The sequence below is a fragment of the uncultured Algibacter sp. genome, assembly GCF_947495925.1.
Taxonomy (GTDB): Bacteria; Bacteroidota; Bacteroidia; order Flavobacteriales; family Flavobacteriaceae; genus Algibacter_E.
The window spans coordinates 214,579-237,089 of sequence record NZ_CANMAU010000005.1 but is presented as its reverse complement, the minus strand read 5'-3'; the positions used below and the strand labels follow the sequence as shown (position 1 = coordinate 237,089).

Below are 22,511 nucleotides of genomic sequence, written 5' to 3'. Positions count from 1 at the left end.
GAGAATTTTATTCTCGCCTTTTCTATTTCTAAGAGAAGGTTTTTCTATGTTCTTTTGCATACTTACTAGGAGAGGTTTTGTAAACTTGTTTAAAACATTTTGTAAAATAAGATAGGTTATTGAAACCAACATCATAGGCGATTTCTGAAATATTCATATCAGTCTCCTTTATATATTTTGCGGCTTGTTTGATTCTAAATTCTCTAATGAATTCGTTTGCAGCCATTCCACTAATCGACTTTAGTTTTCTATATAATTGCATTCTACTAAAGTTTAAAGCCTCACCCAATTCGGTAACCCCAAATTGAGTATTATTCATGTTTTCTGCAATAATACTTTCAATTTTTTCTAAAAAAGCTGTTTCAAATTTATTGGTATTATTGGATCCCTCTAACACATGATTACTTCCTAGGGAAAACTTTTCTTTAAGCAGAGCGCGTTGTTTTAATAGTTCTCTAAGCGCAACCTTTAAGTGTTTAACATGAAACGGTTTTGAAATATAAGAATCAGCTCCTACTTCGAGTCCCTCAATTCGATGTTCAATAGAGCTTCTCGCACTTAGAAGTATTAATGGAATATGGTTGGTGACAAAATTTCTCTTAATATTATCACAAAGCTCAATGCCATCTTTTTTTGGCATCATTATATCACTTATAATAATATCAGGCACGTGTTCAATGGCCATTTTAATACCCGCTTCTCCATCGAAAGCTTGAATGATTTGATAGGTTTCTTTTAGCGAATCACATATGAATTTTTGAAGTTCAAAATTGTCTTCAACTAAAAGAAGTAAAGGTTTGTCTTTAGTTATATTATCCTTTTCAACTGGAGGATCTAAGGTTTTAAGTGCTTCATTAGGATGGAGCTCATCAAGCTGCTTTAAAGGAGTAACCTTATTCTGAATTTTTTCAAAACTATTGCCTTCCGTTTGGGTCACGGTTAAAGGAAAAGTGATTATGAATTTACTTCCTTCACTTTCTTTACTTTTAACAGTTATGTCTCCATGGTGAAGCTTAACCAAAGCTTTTGTTAAAGCTAATCCTATTCCGGAACCCATGGAACTTGATCTATTTGATTTATTGATTTGGTAAAAACGATTAAAAATAAGTGCTAGTTGATTTTTTGGTATGCCAATTCCAGTATCCTCAACCATGATTTCGACTTTATACTCACCATTTAGAGTGTTTGTAAAATGCAAAGAAACATCTATTTTTCCTTGCTTGGGAGTATATTTAATACAGTTTGAAATAAGATTATTAATTATCTTTTCAAGTTTATCCCAATCAAATAGTGTGTGAAAGTTAGATTTGTTAGAATTAAATGTTAGTTTAATTTTTCTTTCCAAAGCAAGAAAATAGAAAGAATTAACTATTTCTTCAATAAATTTCGATAAATCCCCTTCTGATAAGCTTATTTGCGATTCATTATTTTCAATGCGCCTAAATTCTAGAACCTGATTAATTAATTTATAAAGATTTTTGGCATTTCGTTCTATACCAGTTAAAGTGTTTTTGACTTTAAAATCAATACTGTCGGCATCAATTAAATGCTGTAAAGGCCCTAAAATTAAAGTGAGAGGTGTTTTTAATTCATGAGAAATGTTAGTAAAGAATTCTAACTTGGCAGAGTTAAGTTTTTTTAAGTTTTCTTGTTCAATTCTTTCTATTTTGAGTTTACTTTGGTATTCATTATTCTTTGTTATAAAGTGTCTAAACAAGAACATAAGTCCTACAATTATTGAAAAATAAATGAGATAAGCCCACCAAGTTCTCCACCATGGTGAATGTATTTTTATAATTAGAGTATCTGGAGTTTCATTCCAGATAAGATCATTGTTAGATGCTTTTACTTTAAATTTATAAACTCCTGCATCAAGGTTAGAATAGGTAGCATAACGTCTGCTAGCGTCTGTTTGATTCCAAAATTGATCAAATCCTTCAAGCTTATATTGATATTTATTTTGTTTTGGAGAGGCATAATGTAATCCCGAAAATTCTAATGTGAAATTGTTAATACTACTATGTAGCTCAATGGAATCTGTTTCTGTGATCGCGTTTTTTAGTAAGGATTCGCCGCTTATTTCTTGATTAACACCTACTGATTCGTTAAAAATTTTAAGATCAACAATTTGCACATTAGGCTTAAAATTATTGGGTTTTACACTTTCCGGTTTAAAAACATTAAACCCATTAATACCTCCAAAATACATTAAGCCGTTATCACCTTTAAAATATGAGAACTTTCTAAAATTAAGTGCTTGAAAACCATCACTTGTTTGAAAATTAGTAAATCTTTCTTCCTTTCTATTGAATTTGTAAATGCCCTTATTAGAACTTAACCATAAGTTTTCATTGCTGTCTTCAAGAATTCCATAGAGTTCTTGATTTGTCAAACCATGTTCTGCACCAAAGCGAATTACGTGAGGATTTTCCGTTTCAATATATTTTTCTTCAATTTTATTCAAACCACCTCCAAAAGTTGCAATCCAAATAGCTCCGTCTTTACTTTCTGTTATAGAGAAAATATTATCGTTACTTAAGCTATTTGGGTTTTTAATTTGGCTTTTTATTTTTAAAAAATCAGTAGGGTTGTTATTTGAATCGCGCTCAATCCGCATTAAACCAGCTCCAAAAGTTCCGATCCATAATCTATTTTTGCTATCCTCATAAATAGAAGAGATATAATCCGAACTTATTGAGTTCTCGTCTAAAGACTGATGCTTATAATGATTAACTTTAGGAAAGGTATCTCCAAATTGATTTGGAGTAAATTTCATTAACCCATCTCCATCAAAAGATCCCATCCAAATATCTCCTAAATGATCCTTCATTAAAATGGATATATTATTGGAGGGAATTGCTCCGGTTTCTTTGAAATGCCTTAATATTTTAGCTTTTTTTAATGTTTTATTTTTCGGTAACTTTACATGATTTAGCCCTTGATCTTCTGTACCTATCCAGTAGTTTCCATGGTTATCCTCACAAAATGAAAATACGTTATTACTACTAAGACTATTAGGGTTTATGGGATCGTGATTGAGGTTTTTAAAGATTGTTTTACCTTCTTCAATGATGAGTTTGTTTATACCTCCGTTATGAGTGCCTATCCAAATGTTTTTCTTTGAGTCTTCATAAATTACATTTACTATATTATCACTTAAACTCGTTTTATCAAGGGCATTAAATTTATAATGAGCAATCTCTTTTTTGTTAAGGTCTAATTTGTTTACTCGACCCGCTATAACTCCAATCCAAAGCACACCATATTTACCATTGAAAATAGAGGACACCTCATTGCTACTTAAGCTATTATTGTCTCCCAAGTTTTTTTGAAATGTTGAAAATTTGCCTTGACTATATCGACTAGCACCACCATACCTAGTACCGATCCATAAATCTTTATTATCATCCTGAGATATGGCAGTTATATAATTATTGGCAAGACTATTTTTATTATTTCTATCATTAAAAAACTGAGTGAACGTAGTTTTGTTTTCACCACTAGACAAGATTAGTTTATTCAATCCATTTTTAGTACCAACCCATAAATTGTCATTGTCATCTATATATGAGGAGGTTATGAAGTTATTACTGATCGCATGCTTATTATTTGAGTTTGCTAAAAATTGCTTAAAAACAGGTTTTCCTTGCCTATTAATTGATACTCTATTCAAGCCTTTTTTTGTTCCTACCCAAAGATTATTGTATTTATCTTCAATGATCGTTTTAACAGAATTGAAGCTTAAACCTTGACTAGAACCGTCAGATTGATGTATAACTGCATCGTAGTTATTTTCTTCGCACCCAATTTGATATAGACCATTATCGGTTCCTACCCAAACAGTATTAAACGAATCTTGATAAATAGCAAATATTTTATTTTCGATAAAAAGATCTTCATTTTTTGCAGGGAGAGATCGGCTAAAATCATCAGTACTTCTATTATATCTGCACAGTCCTTGAGTGGTACCAACCCATAGTGTACCATTTTTATCTTCAGCAAGTGTTAAAATATCGTTACCTATTAGTGACCTGTTGTTTTCTAATTCATTTATGTAAATTTTATAATTGTATCCATCATATTTATACAAACCATTAAATGAACCAAACCACATATAACCCTTTGAGTCTTGAAAAATACTTGTAATAGAATTATGAATTAAACCATCTTCCGGATTTAGTTTTTCAAATTTTAGAGGAGTATTTTCTATAATGGGGTATCTGTTTTGAGATCCGAGATTAATCGAAAAAAGGAATAAACAATATAAAATCACGAAGATTTTAATTTTCATAATGAAGGTTTTGTCTTAACGATTTTAAAAAAAACATTAGTAAATTAATTCTTAAAAAAACTAAAAGGTTAGGTTGTTGGTTTTATCAAAAATAAAACATGATAATCCTGCCTAAATATACTTTATTAAATACATTTATTAAACTTTTAAGCCCGTTAGATTATGAAAAATTTAACATATTATAAGTTGGGATAGCGCACTTTTATAGACTCTTTATCAAAGGATAAAGAATCTTTCTTTTTACATTTGTTTTTGAGGGCGTGATTTTTGAATTTGTAAATCAATAAAGTTTAAGAATGCATTTAAAACTATGATTTTAATGGCCTTTTAACTAAATAAGATTATGAAAAAACTTTTATTATTAATAGCATTAATTCTAAGTGCTAATAGCTTTTCTCAAATAATAGAGCCAGTAAAATGGTCTACCTCTGTGGAAAAAATTTCAAGTGATGAATATTACTTAATAATAACTGCCGAAATTGAAAAAAATTGGCATGTGTATTCGCAGTATACGGATGAAGGTGGGTCGTTACCAATAACAATAGTGAAATCAGATGGGACTAATGATTATCAGTTGGAAGGAAAAGCTATAGAAAGTGACACCATAAAAAAATTTAACGAAATATTTGAAGTTTATGAGACTTATTTTGATGATAAGGCCATTTTAAAACAAAAAATAAAGGTAAGGAATCCAAATCTTTCTGAAGTTACTTTAAATTTGACTGGGCAGGTTTGTAGAAAGGTTTGTATACAAATAAATGAGGATTTTACTTTTTCTTTAAAAGAAAATGATTCCACTGTAAATACAGATAAAAAGTCATCTATAGATAATGATGCTGTAAACAACATGCTTTATGGGATGCTACCAAATGATATTAAATTAACTGAAAGTACCTCTGTTAAGAAGAAATCACTTTGGACTATTTTTGGATTAGGCTTTTTAGGAGGATTACTAGCCTTATTAACTCCGTGCGTATTCCCTATGATTCCCCTAACCGTTAGCTTTTTTACTAAAAAAGGAGGACAAAATAGAAGCTCGGGCATTTCAAAAGCCATCCTATACGGGTTTTTTATACTATTGGTTTATTTAATTTTGAGTATCCCTTTTCATTTATTGGATTCTGTCAATCCAGATATTTTAAATGAAATATCAACTAATGTATGGTTAAACATTATATTTTTTGTGATTTTTGTCTTCTTCGCATTTTCATTTTTTGGGTATTATGAATTAACGCTTCCAGCTAGCTGGACAACTAAAACTACAAAGGGAGAAAATGCAGGCGGACTAATTGGTATATTTTTTATGGCACTTACTTTGGCCATAGTATCGTTTTCATGCACTGGACCGATTTTGGGCTCATTACTTGCAGGTTCCTTAACGGCAGATGGAGGAGCATGGCAACTTACAGCTGGTATGGCAGGTTTTGGAGTGTCATTAGGTTTACCTTTTGCTTTGTTTGCAATGTTTCCTAATATGATGAATGCTTTGCCAAAATCCGGAGGCTGGTTAAATACTACTAAAGTAATCTTGGGGTTTCTGGAATTAGCACTTGCGTTTAAATTTTTATCGAATGCAGATTTGGTCGAACATTGGGGGGTATTAAAAATAGAACCATTTTTAATACTCTGGATTATTATTTTTGGCGGATTGGCTCTGTATTTGTTTGGGAAAATAAGGTTTCCACATGATTCACCAATAACTAAATTATCTTTCTTTAGAGTCTCTGGTGCCGTTTTGGTTGCCGCTTTTACTATTTACCTGATATCTGGTTTTCGCATTAATAAGGAAACAAATACATTTACATCTTTAACTTTATTGAGTGGATTGGCTCCTCCAGTAGGTTATAGCTGGTTTTATCCAAGTGAATCAACTAATAATCTGAATACATTTAAAGATTTAAAAGAAGGTATAGCTTATGCTAAGAAAGTTAACAAACCTATAATGATTGATTTTACAGGCTATGCTTGTGTGAATTGTAGAAAAATGGAAGAGCACGTATGGTCTATTGATAAGATAGATAAATACTTAAGAAACGAATATGTGCTTATTTCGCTTTACGTTGACGATAAGAAGGACCTTCCTATAGAACAGCAGGTAGAAGTTAATAGGGTTAATGGAGGAACTCGGTTACTCATTGATTATGGGCATAAATGGGCAAACTTTCAAACGCAGTTTTTTAAGTCTAATTCTCAGCCATATTATGTTTTATATGATGCTAACTCTAATGAAGTTTTGACTAAACCTGTTGGGTATACTCCTGACGAAGACGAGTACGCAGCGTTTTTAGAAAAAGGATTACAAGCCTTTAATAAAAAATAAGTCATACATTTAGGGAAAACACTTTTTTTAGGATATATGAATTCATTAGATAAGAAGGTATCACATCTAGAAACTTATTTTAGCCCATTTAGGGCTAATATTGTCGGGGTAGATCAATTTTTTGATGGCCCTTATGGATCAAAAAAAGTGATATATGCTGATTGGACGGCTAGTGGTAGACTCTACAAGCCTATTGAGGATAAAATAACCAATGAAATAGGCCCTTATGTAGCTAATACCCATACTGAAACTTCAATTACAGGTAGTGTTATGACTCATGCTTATCATGATGCGAGAAACATTATTAAAAAACATGTTAATGCATCAAATGAGGATGTCTTGATTACTGTAGGTACTGGTATGACAGGAGCCATTAATAAGTTTCAACGTATTTTGGGAATTAAATTAAATGAAAATTTAAAAGAGAACACTGTAATTCCAGAAGAAAAAAGGCCTATCATTTTTGTTTCGCATATGGAGCATCATTCTAATCAAACATCATGGTTGGAAACCATTGCAAGAGTAGAGGTAATTCCATCAAATGAATCCGGTTTACCATGTATAAAAGGATTGAATACTCTAATTAAAAAACATAAACATTGTTCTATAAAAATAGCTGCAGTTACAGGTTGTTCGAATGTAACTGGAATAAGAACTAATCATCATGATATAGCAAGGGTCATGCATCAAAATAATGGCTTGTGTTTTGTTGATTTTGCTTGTTCAGCACCATATGTCGCTATTAATATGCATCCAGATGATGAAGATGAATATTTAGATGCTATAACATTTTCTCCACATAAATTCTTAGGAGGACCTGGAGCCTCGGGCGTTTTAATTTTTAATAAAAAATTATATAAAAATTTAGTTCCAGATAATCCCGGAGGAGGTACAGTTAGCTATACAAACCCATGGGGAGATCATGATTATATTGATGATATTGAGACTAGAGAAGATGGAGGAACTCCTGGGTTTTTGCAGGCGATTAGAATTGCTTTATCTATTGAATTGAAGGAAAAAATGGGTATTCAAAATATATTAGATAGAGAACACGAACTTAACGCTATTGTTTTTGAAAGGTTAGATAAGATTCAAAATATCAAAGTGTTAGCTCCAAATCATAAAGATAGATTAGGAGTGTTTTCTTTTTTTATAGAGGATGTACATTATAATTTAATAGTCAAGCTTTTAAATGATCGTTTTGGAGTGCAAACACGAGGAGGATGTTCTTGCGCGGGAACTTATGGTCATTATTTATTAAATGTAGATGAGTCTACCTCCAAGTCAATAGAAGGAAAAATATTAGAGGGTTGTTTAATAGAGCGTCCAGGTTGGATAAGAATGTCGATTCACCCAACCATGACTAATCATGAAATTGTTTTTATTTGTGATGCGATAAGTGCAGTTGCCTCAAACTATAAAGTTTGGGGAATGGATTACCAATACAATTCAGTTAAAAACGAATTTATTCATTTGGGAAATCAGAATATAGAAAAAAACATTACGCAAGATTGGTTTAAACTTTAAAAAGAGTCTTCTTATTTTTCAACAATCTCTACTTCAAATAATTTATCCCAACGTTTTCCAGTAATAAAAATAGTTTTAGTACTCGGATTATAGGCAATGCCATTCAGTACGTCTAATCCTTCATGCTGCGTCACTTTTGATTTTAAAGGGGTGAAATCTATAACACCTTCAACTGCTCCATTACTTGGATTAATAATGGCGACCCCATTTTTTTGATAACGATTAGCATATATTTTACCTTCTATCCATTCCATTTCGTTTATACCAATTATTTTCCCCTTGTTAGTATATACTTGAATATATGCTTCTTCAACAAGTGTTTCATTATTAAGTAACCAGATTTTCTCAGTGCCATCACTTTTATAAATAATATTGTCATGATTGCATAAACCCCAGCCCTCCTTACTATTACCATACCTAAAACTACTTAATTTGTCAAACGTATTAACATCATAAACAAAACCAGTACCTTTTTGCCATGTAAGTTGGTACACTTTGTTATTTAAAATGGTGAGACCTTCTCCAAAATATTCATCGGCTAGATTAATATTCTTAAGCACGGTACCTGTTTTATAATCGACTTTGCGAAGTTTTGATTCTTTATGTTGCCCAGTGCTTTCATAAAGTGTATCATTAAAAAATTCTAAGCCTTGTGTATAGGAAGTAATATCATGCGGGTATTCATTAATAATCTTATACGTATATACTTTAGGAAGCTGGCTATTTAAAATAGTTAATGGCGAAGTGGTGTGCTTTTTTTCATTTTCAAAATAAACGGTTGCTTCAATAGTGTGTTTTCCTAATTTGAAGTTTTGTAAAGGCGTATTTTCTTCAATACTATTTCCATCTAAAACGTAAGCAATTGAATCAATAACATAGCTTTTTTTGTTCTCCAAGGTTAGTTTTAATGTTTCATTGTTTGAAATATTCCCTTTATTGGCGTTTGTTTTAATAGAAAAATCATTTTTTTTATGTCCAGAGTTTGAGCCACAAGAAATAAGTATTCCGCCTAAAAATATGATTGCTAGATATTTGAAAGTATTCATTGTAATCTTTTAGTTTGAGCCAAGATATTTATTTAAAATCAGTTTAAAAAATCATTGTGAAAATTTTAAAAGATTGTATCTTTGCAGCCGGCAAGTCCTACACAACCAGCTCCTGTTGAATCCTCCAGGTCGGGAACGAAGCAAAGGTAAATGGTCGTAGCGGTGTGATGTAGGTAGCTTGCCTTTTTTTGTGCCCAAAATTTAGATTCTGATAGCCAAGTGCATCAAAACATTTTATTTTGGATACCCAACAAGGATGGGGAGATGTTATTGGAAATTCAAATCTTGAAAGCTACGGCGAATCAAGATTTTTTAGTTTTTTGTAAGTTCAAGTAGGAGGTAATCTTTCGGTTAAAATTGTATTTTTACCCAATAAATAGAGAGTCGTTATGTCTAAAGTTGTTTTAATTACAGGAGGATCCTCTGGAATTGGAAAATCCATAGGGGAGTTTTTAATTGAAAAAGGGTTTATTGTTTATGGTACAAGTAGAAATCCGGACAAATACACAGAAAGTAAGTTCCCAATATTGGCTTTAGATGTTAAAGAAAACCGTACTATTATTAATACGACAGAAACTATCATATCAAAGGAGGGTAGGCTAGATGTTCTAATTAACAATGCAGGAGCAGGTATTACTGGTCCTATTGAAGAAACGCCAGAAGAAGAGATTAAAAATAATTTTGACACTAATTTTTTCGGGCCTATTAATGTTATTAAGTCTGTTTTGCCACAAATGCGTAAACAGAATTACGGTTTAATTATAAATATTACCTCTATAGCGGGGTATATGGGCTTACCCTACAGAGGTGTTTATAGTGCAAGTAAAGGAGCTTTAGAGCTATTGACAGAGGCATTTAGAATGGAATTAAAGGGTTTTAATATTGAAATGACTAATGTAGCACCAGGTGATTTTGCCACCAATATTGCAGCAGGTAGATATCATGTGCCATTGAAAGATGACTCTCCGTATAACAAACCTTACAGTGACACTTTAGATTTAATGAATAGCCATGTTAATAACGGCAGTAACCCGCTATTAATGGCTGAAGCTATTTATAAAGTGATAAACAAATCTAAACCCAATGTTCATTATAAGGTTGGGGAATTTATGCAAAAATTTTCGATTGTTTTGAAGCGAATTCTTCCTGATAGAGTTTATGAAAAACTTCTCATGAATCATTATAAACTTTAACTTATCTATTAATTAATCCTAGCAATTGTTTTTCGAAATAGATTGAAAAAATATTAGTGTTGCTATTAACTATTTTCTTTTTTTTATCAATGATAATAGTTTTTGTCATTGGATGTACAGCTAAAACTTCAGAGGCTTCTTTAGGGTGTTTAAATTGATATTCGTGTGTTTTATCAAACTGATTACCTTCCAACATTTTTTTAGATTTGTTTAAGTTGTATTCATCAACATTTATTGAAACAAATGTGACTTCAGGATACTTTTCCTTTAATTCTTTTAACTTATAATGGTTTTCCTTAAAGTGTTCATAATACGTATTAGACCAAAATGTAATTACTGTTGGCTTTTTAATTAAAGACCCTATTTCCAAATCTTTATTATTGTAATCCACTAGCCTTATTGGAGGTAGGCCAGAGCCATCTTTCAACCTGTTAATTGAAGCGTTATAACGTGTCATTATTTTTTTACCATCTTCACTAGTCGTTTTATCCAAGTAAGATTTTAAAATGGCATTATTAAATTCTTCATTTTTACTAATCGATAAATACTTAATTGTAAAATGATATAATAAATCATTTTTGATGGTCGCATTAGTTACTAGGCTGTCAATAAGGTTTAACCTATCCAAGTTATAGCATAAAGACTTTCTATTAAAAGCCTTTGCTGTAGCATGTTTATCATGAGTTCTTAACGAAAGATTGCTAAAATGTCGTCTTAAGAATGAATTGTAATTATGATAACTACTTAAAAATTCATCATTATAATTAATATTTTGTCTAAATGCATAAAAGTCTTTTGGTAAAGATTCTAGTATAGCTGCCTTATTTTTACCATAATGGACAAATGGGTATACTTCTTTATTAGAATAATAGCTATAGTTAATATTAGCCATAGCAATTTTTTCAAAAAGAGGTGAAAACTCATTTCTCTTTTTAAACTTTTCAAATGTCCTAATTCTTTTAACTTTTAAGGAATCAACATGATTTTGATAAGATTCAGGGTTTAACTGGCAAAGCCTAACTATATCACGTTCTTCCTTTTCATTTTCAAGAAAATCATTTATTAAGTAGTTGTTTTTCTTATCACCTTCACCAGTAAATACTAGTGATTCATCAAAATCTAAGGTGTTAAGTCTAAAAAGGACACTGTCGGCAGGTTCTAATAAAATCAGTTGGAATTCGCCACCATGTCTAAACGTATGTAGACCTTCTTCAAGGTTTTTAACCTTATACAGAAACCTATTTCTACCATCTAACTTAATGGTATCAATTATGGTTTTATCTTTCGATATAATAATATAGTTGGTGTTTGGGTTTATAATTTCTCCTCCTATATAGGCGTAATTAACATCCGCTTTTTTGCTATCTTCTTCGCAACTCAAAAAAGATAGGAGAAGTAATATAAATGAGAGATAAAATTTCATAGTTCCTTTTAGGGTACATTCCGGTAACAAAAGTATATGTTGTAATTAAAAACTCCTGTTAAGGCGTTGTTAAATCTTAATTTCGTGGAAAATGGGAAACACGAAAAATAGGGTATGATACTTCTTCTTACCATTTGATTTTTCTACTTTTGCAAAAAAATTAATAATATATTATGTTATCAGTATCAAATCTTTCTGTCCAATTTGGAAAACGCGTACTTTTTGATGAAGTAAATACTACTTTTAATAATGGTAATTGCTATGGTATTATAGGTGCGAATGGTTCTGGAAAATCTACGTTTTTAAAGATTATATCTGGTAAGCAAGAGGCAACATCAGGACATGTGTCTTTAGAGGCTGGTAAGCGTATGTCTGTTCTAGAACAAAATCATAATTTATATGATGAACATACAGTTTTAGAAACCGTTTTAATGGGAAATAAGCCTTTATTTGATATCAAGACCGAAATTGATGCGCTTTATGCTGATTATTCTGATGAGAATGCTGAAAAAATTGGAGAACTTCAGGTTAAGTTTGAAGAAATGGACGGATGGAATGCAGATAGTAATGCGGCGTCTATGCTTTCTAATCTTGGCATAAAAGAAGAGTTTCATTATACATTAATGGCCGATTTGGATGGTAAGCAAAAAGTTCGTGTGTTATTAGCACAAGCTTTGTTTGGAAATCCGGATGTACTAATAATGGATGAGCCTACCAATGATTTGGATTATGAAACTATTTCTTGGTTAGAGAATTTTTTAGCTAATTATGATAATTGTGTTATCGTCGTATCTCACGATAGGCATTTTTTAGATGCGGTTTGTACCCATATTTCTGATATTGATTTTGGTAAAATAAATCATTATTCTGGGAATTATACATTTTGGTATGAGTCTTCTCAATTAGCCGCGAGACAACATGCGCAACAAAATAAGAAAGCCGAAGAAAAGAAAAAGGAACTGGAAGAATTTATACGTCGTTTTTCCGCGAACGTAGCAAAGAGTAAGCAAGCTACCAGTAGAAAGAAAATGATTGAAAAACTAAATATTGCAGATATTAGACGAACCAGTCGTAGGTATCCTGCCATTATTTTTGAAAGAGAAAGAGAAGCGGGAGATCAGATTTTAAATATTGAAGGGCTATCTGCCTCTATTGAAGGTGAAAATTTATTTAAAAATATAGATTTAAATTTGGCTAAAGGAGATAAAGTCGTGGTGTTCTCTAGAGATTCTAGAGCCACAACTGCATTTTATCAAATATTAAATAATAAGGAAAAGGCTGATTCTGGTAAGTTTATGTGGGGTGTAACCACAACACAATCCTATTTACCGTTAGACAATAGTGAGTTCTTTGATAATGAGCTAACCTTAATCGATTGGCTGCGTCAATGGGCAACTACTGAAGAAGAGCGTGAAGAGGTTAATATCCGTGGGTTCTTAGGTAAAATGATTTTTAGTGGTGAAGAGGCCTTTAAAAAATCTTCGGTATTATCAGGAGGTGAGAAGGTAAGATGTATGTTATCTAGAATGATGATGATGAGAGCAAACGTATTACAATTAGATGAACCAACTAATCATTTAGATTTAGAAAGTATCACAGCTTTTAATAATTCACTTAAAAACTTTAAAGGGACAATTTTATTTACAACCCACGATCATGAGTTTGCTCAAACCGTGGCAAATAGAGTAGTGGAATTGACACCTAATGGGGTTATTGATCGCTATACTACTTTTGATGAGTACATGCAGGATAAGAAAATAAAGGAGTTGCGCGAAAAGATGTACTTGGTAACCGCTTAAAATAACTAATAACCTTGATTATAACAAAAACAACCTCGCATGTTCAATAAACCTCTGAGGTCTTTTTATATTTTATATGATTTAGGCTTAAGCCTGTAGTTCTGAGCTAAGATTCTCAATTATGGTTATAGCCTTATCGTGTTCATCCCTGTGAACATGTATTTCCTGCAAACCTTGTATGGAAGGGCCAAAACCCGCTAATCGTCCAGATTCTGATTCGTCTTTAATAACAGCACAAATATTCAGTTTTTCAAGTGCACTAAAAATGCGTTGTACCTCTATGAAATTTCCGGTAAATACTTTTATGTAGTTTGACATGACGATAAGATTTTAAGGTTTCTACTTAAATATACGAAATATTTGGATAATAAAAAAGCCAACTTATGCTGGCTTTAATGTTAAGTCATTATGTGAAACTACCTTAATTCTGCTCCTAATTGTTTTTCAAAATTGGTTTGCAGTTTTTTCATAATTTTATCTATCTGTTTGTCGTTAAGCGTTTTGTTTACATCTTGTAATATAAAACTAACGGCGTAACTCTTTTTACCTGAAGGTAAGTTTTTGCCTTGATATACATCAAATAAATTAACGTCCTTGAGCAATTGTTTTTCACTTTGCTTTGCAATTTTGTAAATAGATTCGAATGAAATATTATCATTTAGTAAAAGTGCAAAATCTCTGCGTACTTCAGGGTATTTTGGAATTGCTTTGAATTTAATACTATTATGTTTGATAAGATCTAAAATGGTGTCCCAGTTAAAATCGGCATAAATTACCTCTTGTGAGATATCAAATTGCTTTAGGATGGTTTTCTTAACTAAACCAAAATCAACCAATTTATTTTTTCCTAAAGTTATTGTTAGGCCCTCACCAAACAAATCATTCGTTATTGGCGCTTCATTAAATCTTGATATGCCCATGCGTTCAAGCACAGAAATAATTAGTCCTTTCATTAAAAAGAAATCACTTGGCTTACTTTTGTTGTGCCAATTTTCTTGAGATTGATTTCCAGTTACAAAAAGGGAAAGGTGTTTAAATTCTTCTCTAATATCCTTATAACCATGATAAGTTTTGCCAAATTCAAAGAATTTTAAATCTGCACGTTTTCTATTTATATTGAATGATATTGACTCTAAACCAGAAAATAATAACGATTGCCTCATAACAGATAAATCGCTACTTAAAGGGTTTAGCATGGTTATATTATGTTCTTCTTTCAATTGATCACTTAAAGCTATATAATTAGCCGTGGTGAGTGAATTTGATAGAATTTCATAAAACCCTTGAGAGGCTAATTGATTTCCAATTACGTTTTGAATTTTATAATCTTCAAAACGCGACGTAGTGGAAATTGATGCATTTAGCTTTTTAGTAGTTTTGACATTGTTGTAACCATAAACTCTTAAAATTTCTTCAATAATATCGGCTTCACGCTGAACATCATTTCTATAAGCAGGAACAGTTAGTCCTAAGCCAGCTTCTGTTACGTTGTTTACTTTGATGTCTAAAGAAGACAAAATACGTTTAATAATTTCTTTAGGAATTTCTTCCCCGATTAATTTTTTAGCGTTTTCAAAACTTAAGCGCACTTCAAAATCTTTGATCTTCTTGGGGTAAACATCAACAATATCACTAGTTATTTCTCCTCCTGCTATTTCTTGAATTAAAAGGGCTGCACGTTTAAGGGCATATTCGGTAATATTCGGATCAATACCACGTTCGAATCTAAACGAAGCATCAGTATTCAAACCATGGCGCTTAGCAGTCTTACGAATACTAACAGGATTAAAATACGCACTTTCTAAAAATATACGTGTTGTACTCTCCGAAACTCCAGAATACTCGCCTCCAAATACACCTGCAATACACATAGGTTTTTCGGCATCGCAAATCATTAAGTCATCTTCATGTAATTCACGTTCAACTCCATCTAGTGTCGTAAATTTTGTACCAGCTTTTAATGTTTTAACTTCAACCTTATTTCCTGAAATTTTAACAGCATCAAAAGCATGTAAAGGCTGTCCTAATTCATGTAATACATAATTCGTGCTGTCTACAATATTATTGATAGGGTTTAAGCCAATAGCTTTAAGTCTGTTTTGTAGCCACGTTGGAGACTCTTTAACTTTTAGGCCAGTAATGGTAACGCCACAGTATCTTGGTGCTAAGTCCTTGTTTTTAACATCAATATCAATTTTTAAAGTTCTGTTTTCAACTTGAAAAGCACTTACCGAAGGTGTTATTAACTCTAAATTGATGTCTTTTTGAACCAAACCGGCTTTTAAATCGCGAGCCGTTCCTAAGTGACTCATGGCATCTGCTCGATTAGGTGTTAACCCTATTTCAAATACGTGATCATTTTCTATATCAAAAATATCAACTGCTAAAGTACCTGCTTTAATTTTATTATCTAAAACAAGAATACCGTCATGAGATTTTCCTAAACCTAACTCATCTTCAGCGCAAATCATTCCATGACTTTCTTCCCCTCTAATCTTTCCCTTTTTTATTTTCCAAGATTCTCCTTCTTCCGTATATAAAATAGTGCCAATTGTAGCAACGGGAACTTTTTGTCCCGCCTCAACATTAGGGGCTCCACAAACTATTTGTAAGGGAGATTCACTTCCAATATCAACGGTTGTAACCTTTAATTTATCTGCATTAGGGTGTTTTATACACGTTAGTACTTCGCCAACAACAATACCTTCTAGTCCTCCTTTAATAGATTGGTAAGCTTCAAGACCTTCAACCTCAAGACCTAAATCTGTTAGCAATTCACTTGTTTGTTCTGGAGTCCAATCTGTTTTTAAAAATTGCTTCAGCCAGTTATACGAAATCTTCATAAATCAATATCCTATTTTATAGCCTGCAAAGATAAAATATTGAAGCAAGCATTCAAATAAAGCGCTACGAATTATGATTAAATGTCCTCTAGTAGAAGATTATAATCATATTGTAAATCTTCGTGGAGGGTTCCAATAATTTTTTTAGAGAGTAAAATTTGCCTGTCAAAAGTATTTTGTAGTTGCATACTCCTTGAAATAGTAGGTTTGAACGCCTTAAGTTTTTTGCAAAAGTAAAGTAGAAGTTCTACTTCGGTTTCTTTTTTTTGCGAGTAACGAATAAATTTTTTTACGTTTCTTAAAATCTTTCTTACACTCTTTCTGATATAAAAATAACTGTCTCTATTTATAATTTCAAACTCATCATCCATATAACTTTTTACACTGTCTATATAGCCAGTTTCATTATGTGATTCAAACAATAAATAGGTGAGAAGCTCTTTGTTTTCTTTTTTAAAACGAGATAACCTTAAGCAGAGTTCCTGAATATCTTGACTCGAAAGTGTGTTTAATTCTTTTTTAATCTCTCTTAAAGATACAGCTTTCATAAATTAAGTTTGAATGATACATATAAAAACCATTGCAATTAAAATGGTAATTATCTTAGTTTAGGATAATGACTAGGGCTTAGTTCGTGAATAACATCATAAATGGCTTCAAAGATATCTTCTCCTGAAGGTTTTGAGAAATAGTCACCATCATTACCATAAGCAGGTCTGTGTGCTTTTGCCGTTAACGTTTTAGGTGAACTATCTAAATATTTAAACGCGTCTTGTTTATTAAGAATTTCGTCTAAAATATAGGCTGAAGCACCACCAGGAACATCTTCATCTATAATCATAACTCGATTAGTTTTGGAGATACTCTTCACAATGTCTTTATTTAAGTCAAACGGAATTAAGGATTGTACATCAATAATTTCAATATTAATACCCACTGCTTGAAGTTCTTTAGCTGTTTCCTCAACAATACGCAAAGTGGAACCATATGAAACAACTGTTATATCTGTACCTTCTTTTACCGTTTCTACAACTCCTATAGGGGTTTTTAACGTTCCAAGGTTATTTGGCATTTTTTCTTTGAGTCTGTACCCATTTAAACATTCTACAACAATAGCAGGATCATCACCTAATAAAAGCGTATTGTAAAAGCCCGCTGCCTTAGTCATATTTCTTGGAACCAGTAAGTTAACACCCTTAACTAAGTTTAATATCCCACCCATTTGCGAACCGGAGTGCCATATACCTTCAAGCCTGTGACCTCTTGTTCTAATAATAAGAGGGGCCTTTTGTTTGCCTTTTGTTCTGTAATGCGTAGTAGCTAAATCATCGCTTATTATTTGAATGGCATAAAGTATATAGTCTAAATATTGAATTTCGGCAATGGGTTTTAAGCCACGTAGCGCCATACCTATACCTTGTCCAATTATAGAAGCTTCTCTAATTCCAGTATCGGCTACTCTTAACTCACCATATTTTTCCTGTAAACCTTCTAAACCTTGGTTTACATCACCAATATTTCCTGTATCTTCTCCAAATACAAGGGCCTCAGGATACATATTAAAAATAGCATCAAAATTATCACGAAGTATGATACGCCCATCAACTGGAACAGCATCTTCATCATAACTCGGTTTAACTTCATTTATTCGAACAGAAGAACCTTGGGTTTCAGAATATAGATGTGAGCTGAATTTGGGCTGAACAGTCTCAAACATTTGATTAATCCATGAATGAAGTTTTTGTTTCGCCTCAAATGTTTCTCCAATAGTATACCTTAAAACCTTTCTAGAATGAGATAAAATATCCTTCCTGGTAGGTTCATCAATTTTGGCTAAATTTTCAATTAGTTTGGTGATAAAAACCCCATTGCTACTTTGTTGAGCAACCTGTTTTAAAAGAGGGATAATTTCTTGTTGTTCCCTTTTTATAGGTTTTAAAAAGGTATTCCATGCGCTCTTTTTAGCTTGCCTTATGTCTCGTTTAGCTGCTCTCTCAATTTCAGTAAGGGCTTCATTGGTTGCAATTCCACTTTCTATAATCCACTCCCGCATTTTTAAATTGCAATCATGATTTGCTTCCCACTCTAAGCGATCGGCACTTTTGTAACGTTCATGAGAACCTGAGGTTGAGTGTCCTTGCGGTTGTGTTAATTCTAAAACATGAATTAAAACAGGTACGTGTTCTTCTCTTGCAATTGCTGAAGCTTCTTGGTAAGTTTCAACCAAGTTAGCGTAATCCCAACCTTTTACTCTCAAGATTTCATAACCCTTAGAGTCTTTGTCACGCTGAAAACCTTTTAAAACCTCAGATATGTTTTCTTTTGTAGTTTGATGTTTTGCATGTACAGAGATGCCATATTCGTCATCCCAAACACTAACAATCATTGGAACTTGTAAAACACCAGCAGCATTTATAGTTTCAAAAAATAAACCTTCACTAGTACTTGCATTACCAATAGTTCCCCAAGCCACTTCATTTCCTTTTACCGAGAAACCAGAAGTATTTATCCCTTTAACCTCCCTAAATATTTTTGAAGCTTGCGCAAGACCAAGAAGTCTTGGCATTTGAGCTGCAGTAGGAGAGATGTCTGCACTTGAATTATATTGTGTAGTCAAGTCTTTCCAACTACCATTATCATTTAAACTATGCGTAACAAAATGACCACCCATTTGTCGTCCAGCAGACATAGGTTCTAACTCTAAGTTAGTATTGGCATATAATCCAGCAAAAAATTGTTCAGGTGTCATTGCTCCAATGGCCATCATAAAGGTTTGATCTCTATAATAACCAGATCTCCAGTCTCCTTTTAAAAAAGCCTTAGCCATAGCTAATTGAGGTAATTCTTTACCGTCACCAAATATTCCAAATTTTGCCTTACCTGTAAGAACTTCTCTTCTTCCAAGCAAACTACATTCACGACTTATAACAGCAATTCTATAATCATTTATGACTTCTGTTTTAAAATCTTCAAATGACAAGTTGTTTTTCAAGTTGGTTATGGTTTGCATAGTTGGAGATGCTTTTCTGCTCATGCAAAAGTAGGTAAAGTTTGTCTTTTCTACAATTAAAAGGATGTCTAAATCGTTGATAAATATTTAAAATTACTTCAATAATCGTGTTTTTAATGAATATTATTCAACGTTATGGAATAAAAATTGATTATAATTAATTTATAAAGCTAAAACCAACGCCGCCTAAATAGACCTAAAAGCGATTTTGGATCAAGCGTAAAACGGAACCTTATACTTTGCGCATAGTTAGGTAGTCCCATTTCCCAACCTAAATTAGAATAAATAGGAAGGTATATCTCGAAATAGTCAGTGACAAGATCGATTCTAATTCCAGAGTCGTACACAAATTTTGAAGATTCGCCTCTATTTTTAACAAAACCAAGGTCACCATAGAGCAAAACATATCGCCATAGAGTGGTACTCGTGTTTAAGGTGGTTATCCATTGATTGGAAAATGCGGGATTTAATTTTGATTTAAAACCACCTTCTGCGGGAATGTATTGCTGGCTGAATAGCCCCGTTGACTCAGAACGCCCTAAATAATTATAATCGAAAAGGTAATCAGTTGGTCTATCCAATGCGAAACTGAAATAATCTGAATTAGGATCTACTTTATTAGACAGAAAGGTTCCTGCAAAGAACCTTAGATTAAGCTGTCTGTTGTTTTCAAATAAGTGCCTATATTCATAATTAAAAGCTAATTTGCTGAATTCACTACTCAATTGAAAATCTGTATACCACCTATTATAGGTGATAAGGTTGTCGTTGGAATGCGTGTATCTTGCATTAAAAACAGAATAATTAGGTTCGTTAGAGGTTAATATATTATTAATGTCTTCATCTCTGTGAATATCAACATATCTAAATAATATTGTTTTATTCTTATTAGATCTAAAGTCTGAATTTTCTCTAAACCTAAACATCAACAACGGAGTTATTTTCCTTACAAACAAGTCTTCGGCATATGAACTATAGCTTGCTGCAAGACCATACCTGATGCTATAAAGATCTCTATTTTCTAAGTAATGCGTGTTATAGGCCGAAAGAGAACCTGTTAGTGCATTTGACCCGATTGAATATTTAGGTGCGATTTTGTAATTAAAGCGCTTTTTTAGTAGCGTTTTGTTATAGGCTTTAACCCCTAAAGTTAAGCCGTCGTAGATATTATTGAATTCGATTATAGGCATTAAAAACACCTGATTATAATAAGGATCTTCAATATCTTTAACCAGTCGAACTTGTAAAGGTTTATTGTTGAAAAAGAAACCTTTTAAAGATTTCCAATTGTCTCTTAAATTTATTTCAGGAATTCTATTATTGTAGTTTAGTACTAGTTTATTTGCATCGTTTCTTGGGATGGTTATCGTCTTTTCGCTTGAAATATTTTCTACCCAAATTTTCGATACAATACTGTCATTTTTTAGCGAATATAAAGAAACGGGCATGTTGTTATTTCTCTTATTTTTTATAGTAAGAGTTACCGAGTCTTCTGTTTTAATTACATCTTTAATTTTAAAATCAATTTTCTTACTTGTACTTAAGTAATCCTTGAAAAACCAATCAATATCTTTCTTTGTTAACGATTTTAAATAGCTTTCAAAATCTTTTGTGGAGGTGGGGTTTAATTTATTATCTCTAACAAATGTCTCTAAAGCCCGTTCAACAATATCCTGATTAACAAAGTCATCAAGATACCTAAGCCCCACACCAGCTTTGTATTTGTTTGCAATATTTTTATTAAACTTTAATAATGAATCGGATGCTTTGGTTAGTTCTTGATCTCTATTACTTCTAGCCATAAGCATATAAGCAAGAACATACTTATCATTAAAACTCATGTCTGCTGCGTGAAAAGATCGAATTAACCATGTATCAGCTATAGTTCCCAGAAATTTCATATCAGGGTAGTGCGTATCTACATATTTCATGGCATAGAAAATTTGAATACCATCAAGAAGCCATTGTTCTTTTCTTGGGTTTAGAAGAAGTGTGTTTTCTAAATAATTGTGCAGTGCAATCTTTAATATTTTTAATTCATATTGAAAGTTATTTGGATAGGGTTTAATAAATTTTGGAAGAAAATTTAAACCATAAATAGGATCTTTTAAATAGTCAATTTCTGTTAATAAAAGTTTCTCATGGGGATAGTCACCAAAATTTTTAGAAATAAATTCTGTAACTCTTTCCATAATGAGAACTTTGTCTAAAACTTCTATATCCTTAGAATTTATGTCTGAAATAATCTCTAAATTATCACTTCTAAGATTTTGAAATTTTGAATCTGCACTTAAGAATAATTTATTAGTATTTCTATCTTTTCCAATTAGTTTAACTACCTGTTTGTTATTGGTTTGCGTGCTTTTACTTATATTTAAATCTGAAGTTATTTTGTAGTTTACAGGGTACTCTAATTCTAAAGAAATATCCGACTTAGGAATATATAAATCATCTAGATTTTTATTGCTATAATATTGCCATTCGCCATTATATACAGCAGGAGTTATATACCAGTACCTTAAATTGAGGTCACCTCGATTTGTAATACCGTAGCTTGTAAATTTTGAATTTGGTATTTGAACTAAATATTCAAGTTTTATGGTGTAAGAGCTTTCAGGTTTTAATGGGGCATTTAACTCAACTTTGATTATGTCATTTTGGTTTTTTAATCTTTCAAAAGTAAGATCCTGATTATTTTGCTTTATAGATGAAACCACTGAATATCCGCGATCCTCATTTTTAGCAAGGTGAAAGCTATTATTGTATTCCTCTGCTAAGCGGATGGCTAATGGAGTTTGTTTAGTTGAATAACTATTACTCCAGTCATTCAAGTAAATAGTGTCCAGTTCGCTTTCGGTAGTATTTTGATATTGAATGGTTTGAGATATTTTAATAGTTCTATTTTCAATATCGAATACCGCTTTTACGTCAATCTTATTTTGACTAAAACTAAGGTAGGATATTAGTAAGAAAATAGTACAATTAAAAAAACGCATTCTCAATAACAAAAATATTTAAGGTTAATAGATTCATGAAAGGCGGTGCAATATAGTAAAATA

Annotated in this window: 12 protein-coding genes and 1 other RNA gene; 5 read left to right on the top strand and 8 right to left on the bottom strand. The window is 32.0% G+C overall.

Features of this window, described 5'->3' with window-relative positions:
- Positions 1-28 precede the first annotated feature (28 nt).
- The gene (locus Q0857_RS12150; protein ID WP_298535621.1) at positions 29-4,291 is read right to left on the bottom strand and encodes a hybrid sensor histidine kinase/response regulator transcription factor; all 4,263 of its coding nucleotides are present in this window, start codon (positions 4,289-4,291) and stop codon (positions 29-31) included.
- 343 nt (positions 4,292-4,634) lie between these two features.
- Between Q0857_RS12150 and Q0857_RS12145 the strand changes: the two genes are divergently transcribed.
- Together Q0857_RS12145 and Q0857_RS12140 are read left to right on the top strand one after the other, a co-directional pair.
- The gene (locus Q0857_RS12145; RefSeq protein WP_298535619.1) at positions 4,635-6,611 is read left to right on the top strand and encodes a thioredoxin family protein; all 1,977 of its coding nucleotides are present in this window, start codon (positions 4,635-4,637) and stop codon (positions 6,609-6,611) included.
- 36 nt (positions 6,612-6,647) lie between these two features.
- The gene (locus Q0857_RS12140; RefSeq protein WP_298535617.1) at positions 6,648-8,138 is read left to right on the top strand and encodes an aminotransferase class V-fold PLP-dependent enzyme; all 1,491 of its coding nucleotides are present in this window, start codon (positions 6,648-6,650) and stop codon (positions 8,136-8,138) included.
- An 11-nt stretch (positions 8,139-8,149) separates the two neighbouring features.
- Here Q0857_RS12140 and Q0857_RS12135 read toward each other — a convergent pair whose 3' ends face one another.
- Positions 8,150-9,184, bottom strand: a complete 1,035-nt coding sequence (locus tag Q0857_RS12135) for a glutaminyl-peptide cyclotransferase (protein ID WP_298535615.1) — start codon at positions 9,182-9,184, stop codon at positions 8,150-8,152.
- Positions 9,185-9,272: 88 nt separating this feature from the next.
- Here Q0857_RS12135 and ffs point away from each other — a divergent pair.
- Together ffs and Q0857_RS12125 are read left to right on the top strand one after the other, a co-directional pair.
- Positions 9,273-9,371, top strand: an RNA gene (ffs, locus tag Q0857_RS12130) — signal recognition particle sRNA small type.
- Positions 9,372-9,573: 202 nt separating this feature from the next.
- Complete coding sequence (locus Q0857_RS12125) at positions 9,574-10,377, top strand: SDR family oxidoreductase (protein ID WP_298535613.1); 804 nt, start codon at positions 9,574-9,576, stop codon at positions 10,375-10,377.
- Position 10,378: 1 nt separating this feature from the next.
- Here Q0857_RS12125 and Q0857_RS12120 read toward each other — a convergent pair whose 3' ends face one another.
- Positions 10,379-11,800: a hypothetical protein gene (locus Q0857_RS12120; RefSeq protein ID WP_298535611.1), complete on the bottom strand. Its 1,422-nt coding sequence runs from the start codon at positions 11,798-11,800 to the stop codon at positions 10,379-10,381.
- Between the two features lie 173 nt (positions 11,801-11,973).
- On the opposite strand from Q0857_RS12120, the gene Q0857_RS12115 reads away from it, so the two are divergent.
- Entirely contained in the window at positions 11,974-13,599 is a 1,626-nt protein-coding gene (locus Q0857_RS12115) for an ABC-F family ATP-binding cassette domain-containing protein (protein ID WP_298535609.1), read from the top strand.
- 87 nt (positions 13,600-13,686) lie between these two features.
- Here the strand turns inward: Q0857_RS12115 and Q0857_RS12110 are convergent, their stop codons facing one another.
- The 5 genes from Q0857_RS12110 to Q0857_RS12090 form a co-directional block, all read right to left on the bottom strand.
- A complete protein-coding gene (locus Q0857_RS12110; protein ID WP_298535607.1) occupies positions 13,687-13,917 on the bottom strand; it encodes a DUF2007 domain-containing protein in 231 nt (76 codons plus the stop codon).
- A 98-nt stretch (positions 13,918-14,015) separates the two neighbouring features.
- Positions 14,016-16,442 (bottom strand): phenylalanine--tRNA ligase subunit beta, encoded by a 2,427-nt coding sequence (gene pheT / locus Q0857_RS12105; protein WP_298535604.1) that lies wholly within the window; start codon positions 16,440-16,442, stop codon positions 14,016-14,018.
- A 77-nt stretch (positions 16,443-16,519) separates the two neighbouring features.
- Positions 16,520-16,990 carry a hypothetical protein gene (locus Q0857_RS12100; protein WP_298535602.1) on the bottom strand — a complete coding sequence of 157 codons (471 nt, stop codon included), beginning with the start codon at positions 16,988-16,990 and terminating at the stop codon, positions 16,520-16,522.
- A gap of 50 nt (positions 16,991-17,040) precedes the next feature.
- Entirely contained in the window at positions 17,041-19,452 is a 2,412-nt protein-coding gene (locus Q0857_RS12095; protein ID WP_298535935.1) for a thiamine pyrophosphate-dependent enzyme, read from the bottom strand.
- Positions 19,453-19,622: 170 nt separating this feature from the next.
- A complete protein-coding gene (locus Q0857_RS12090; RefSeq protein WP_298535933.1) occupies positions 19,623-22,448 on the bottom strand; it encodes a metalloprotease in 2,826 nt (941 codons plus the stop codon).
- Positions 22,449-22,511 lie beyond the last annotated feature (63 nt).

Bases quoted from the DNA above. Each gene is read 5' to 3' on its own strand.
- Q0857_RS12150 (WP_298535621.1), bottom strand. From the start codon at position 4,291: ATGAAAATTAAAATCTTCGTGATTTTATATTGTTTATTCCTTTTTTCG.
- Q0857_RS12145 (WP_298535619.1), top strand. From the start codon at position 4,635: ATGAAAAAACTTTTATTATTAATAGCATTAATTCTAAGTGCTAATAGC.
- Q0857_RS12140 (WP_298535617.1), top strand. From the start codon at position 6,648: ATGAATTCATTAGATAAGAAGGTATCACATCTAGAAACTTATTTTAGC.
- Q0857_RS12135 (WP_298535615.1), bottom strand. From the start codon at position 9,184: ATGAATACTTTCAAATATCTAGCAATCATATTTTTAGGCGGAATACTT.
- Q0857_RS12125 (WP_298535613.1), top strand. From the start codon at position 9,574: ATGTCTAAAGTTGTTTTAATTACAGGAGGATCCTCTGGAATTGGAAAA.
- Q0857_RS12120 (WP_298535611.1), bottom strand. From the start codon at position 11,800: ATGAAATTTTATCTCTCATTTATATTACTTCTCCTATCTTTTTTGAGT.
- Q0857_RS12115 (WP_298535609.1), top strand. From the start codon at position 11,974: ATGTTATCAGTATCAAATCTTTCTGTCCAATTTGGAAAACGCGTACTT.
- Q0857_RS12110 (WP_298535607.1), bottom strand. From the start codon at position 13,917: ATGTCAAACTACATAAAAGTATTTACCGGAAATTTCATAGAGGTACAA.
- pheT (WP_298535604.1), bottom strand. From the start codon at position 16,442: ATGAAGATTTCGTATAACTGGCTGAAGCAATTTTTAAAAACAGATTGG.
- Q0857_RS12100 (WP_298535602.1), bottom strand. From the start codon at position 16,990: ATGAAAGCTGTATCTTTAAGAGAGATTAAAAAAGAATTAAACACACTT.
- Q0857_RS12095 (WP_298535935.1), bottom strand. From the start codon at position 19,452: ATGCAAACCATAACCAACTTGAAAAACAACTTGTCATTTGAAGATTTT.
- Q0857_RS12090 (WP_298535933.1), bottom strand. From the start codon at position 22,448: ATGCGTTTTTTTAATTGTACTATTTTCTTACTAATATCCTACCTTAGT.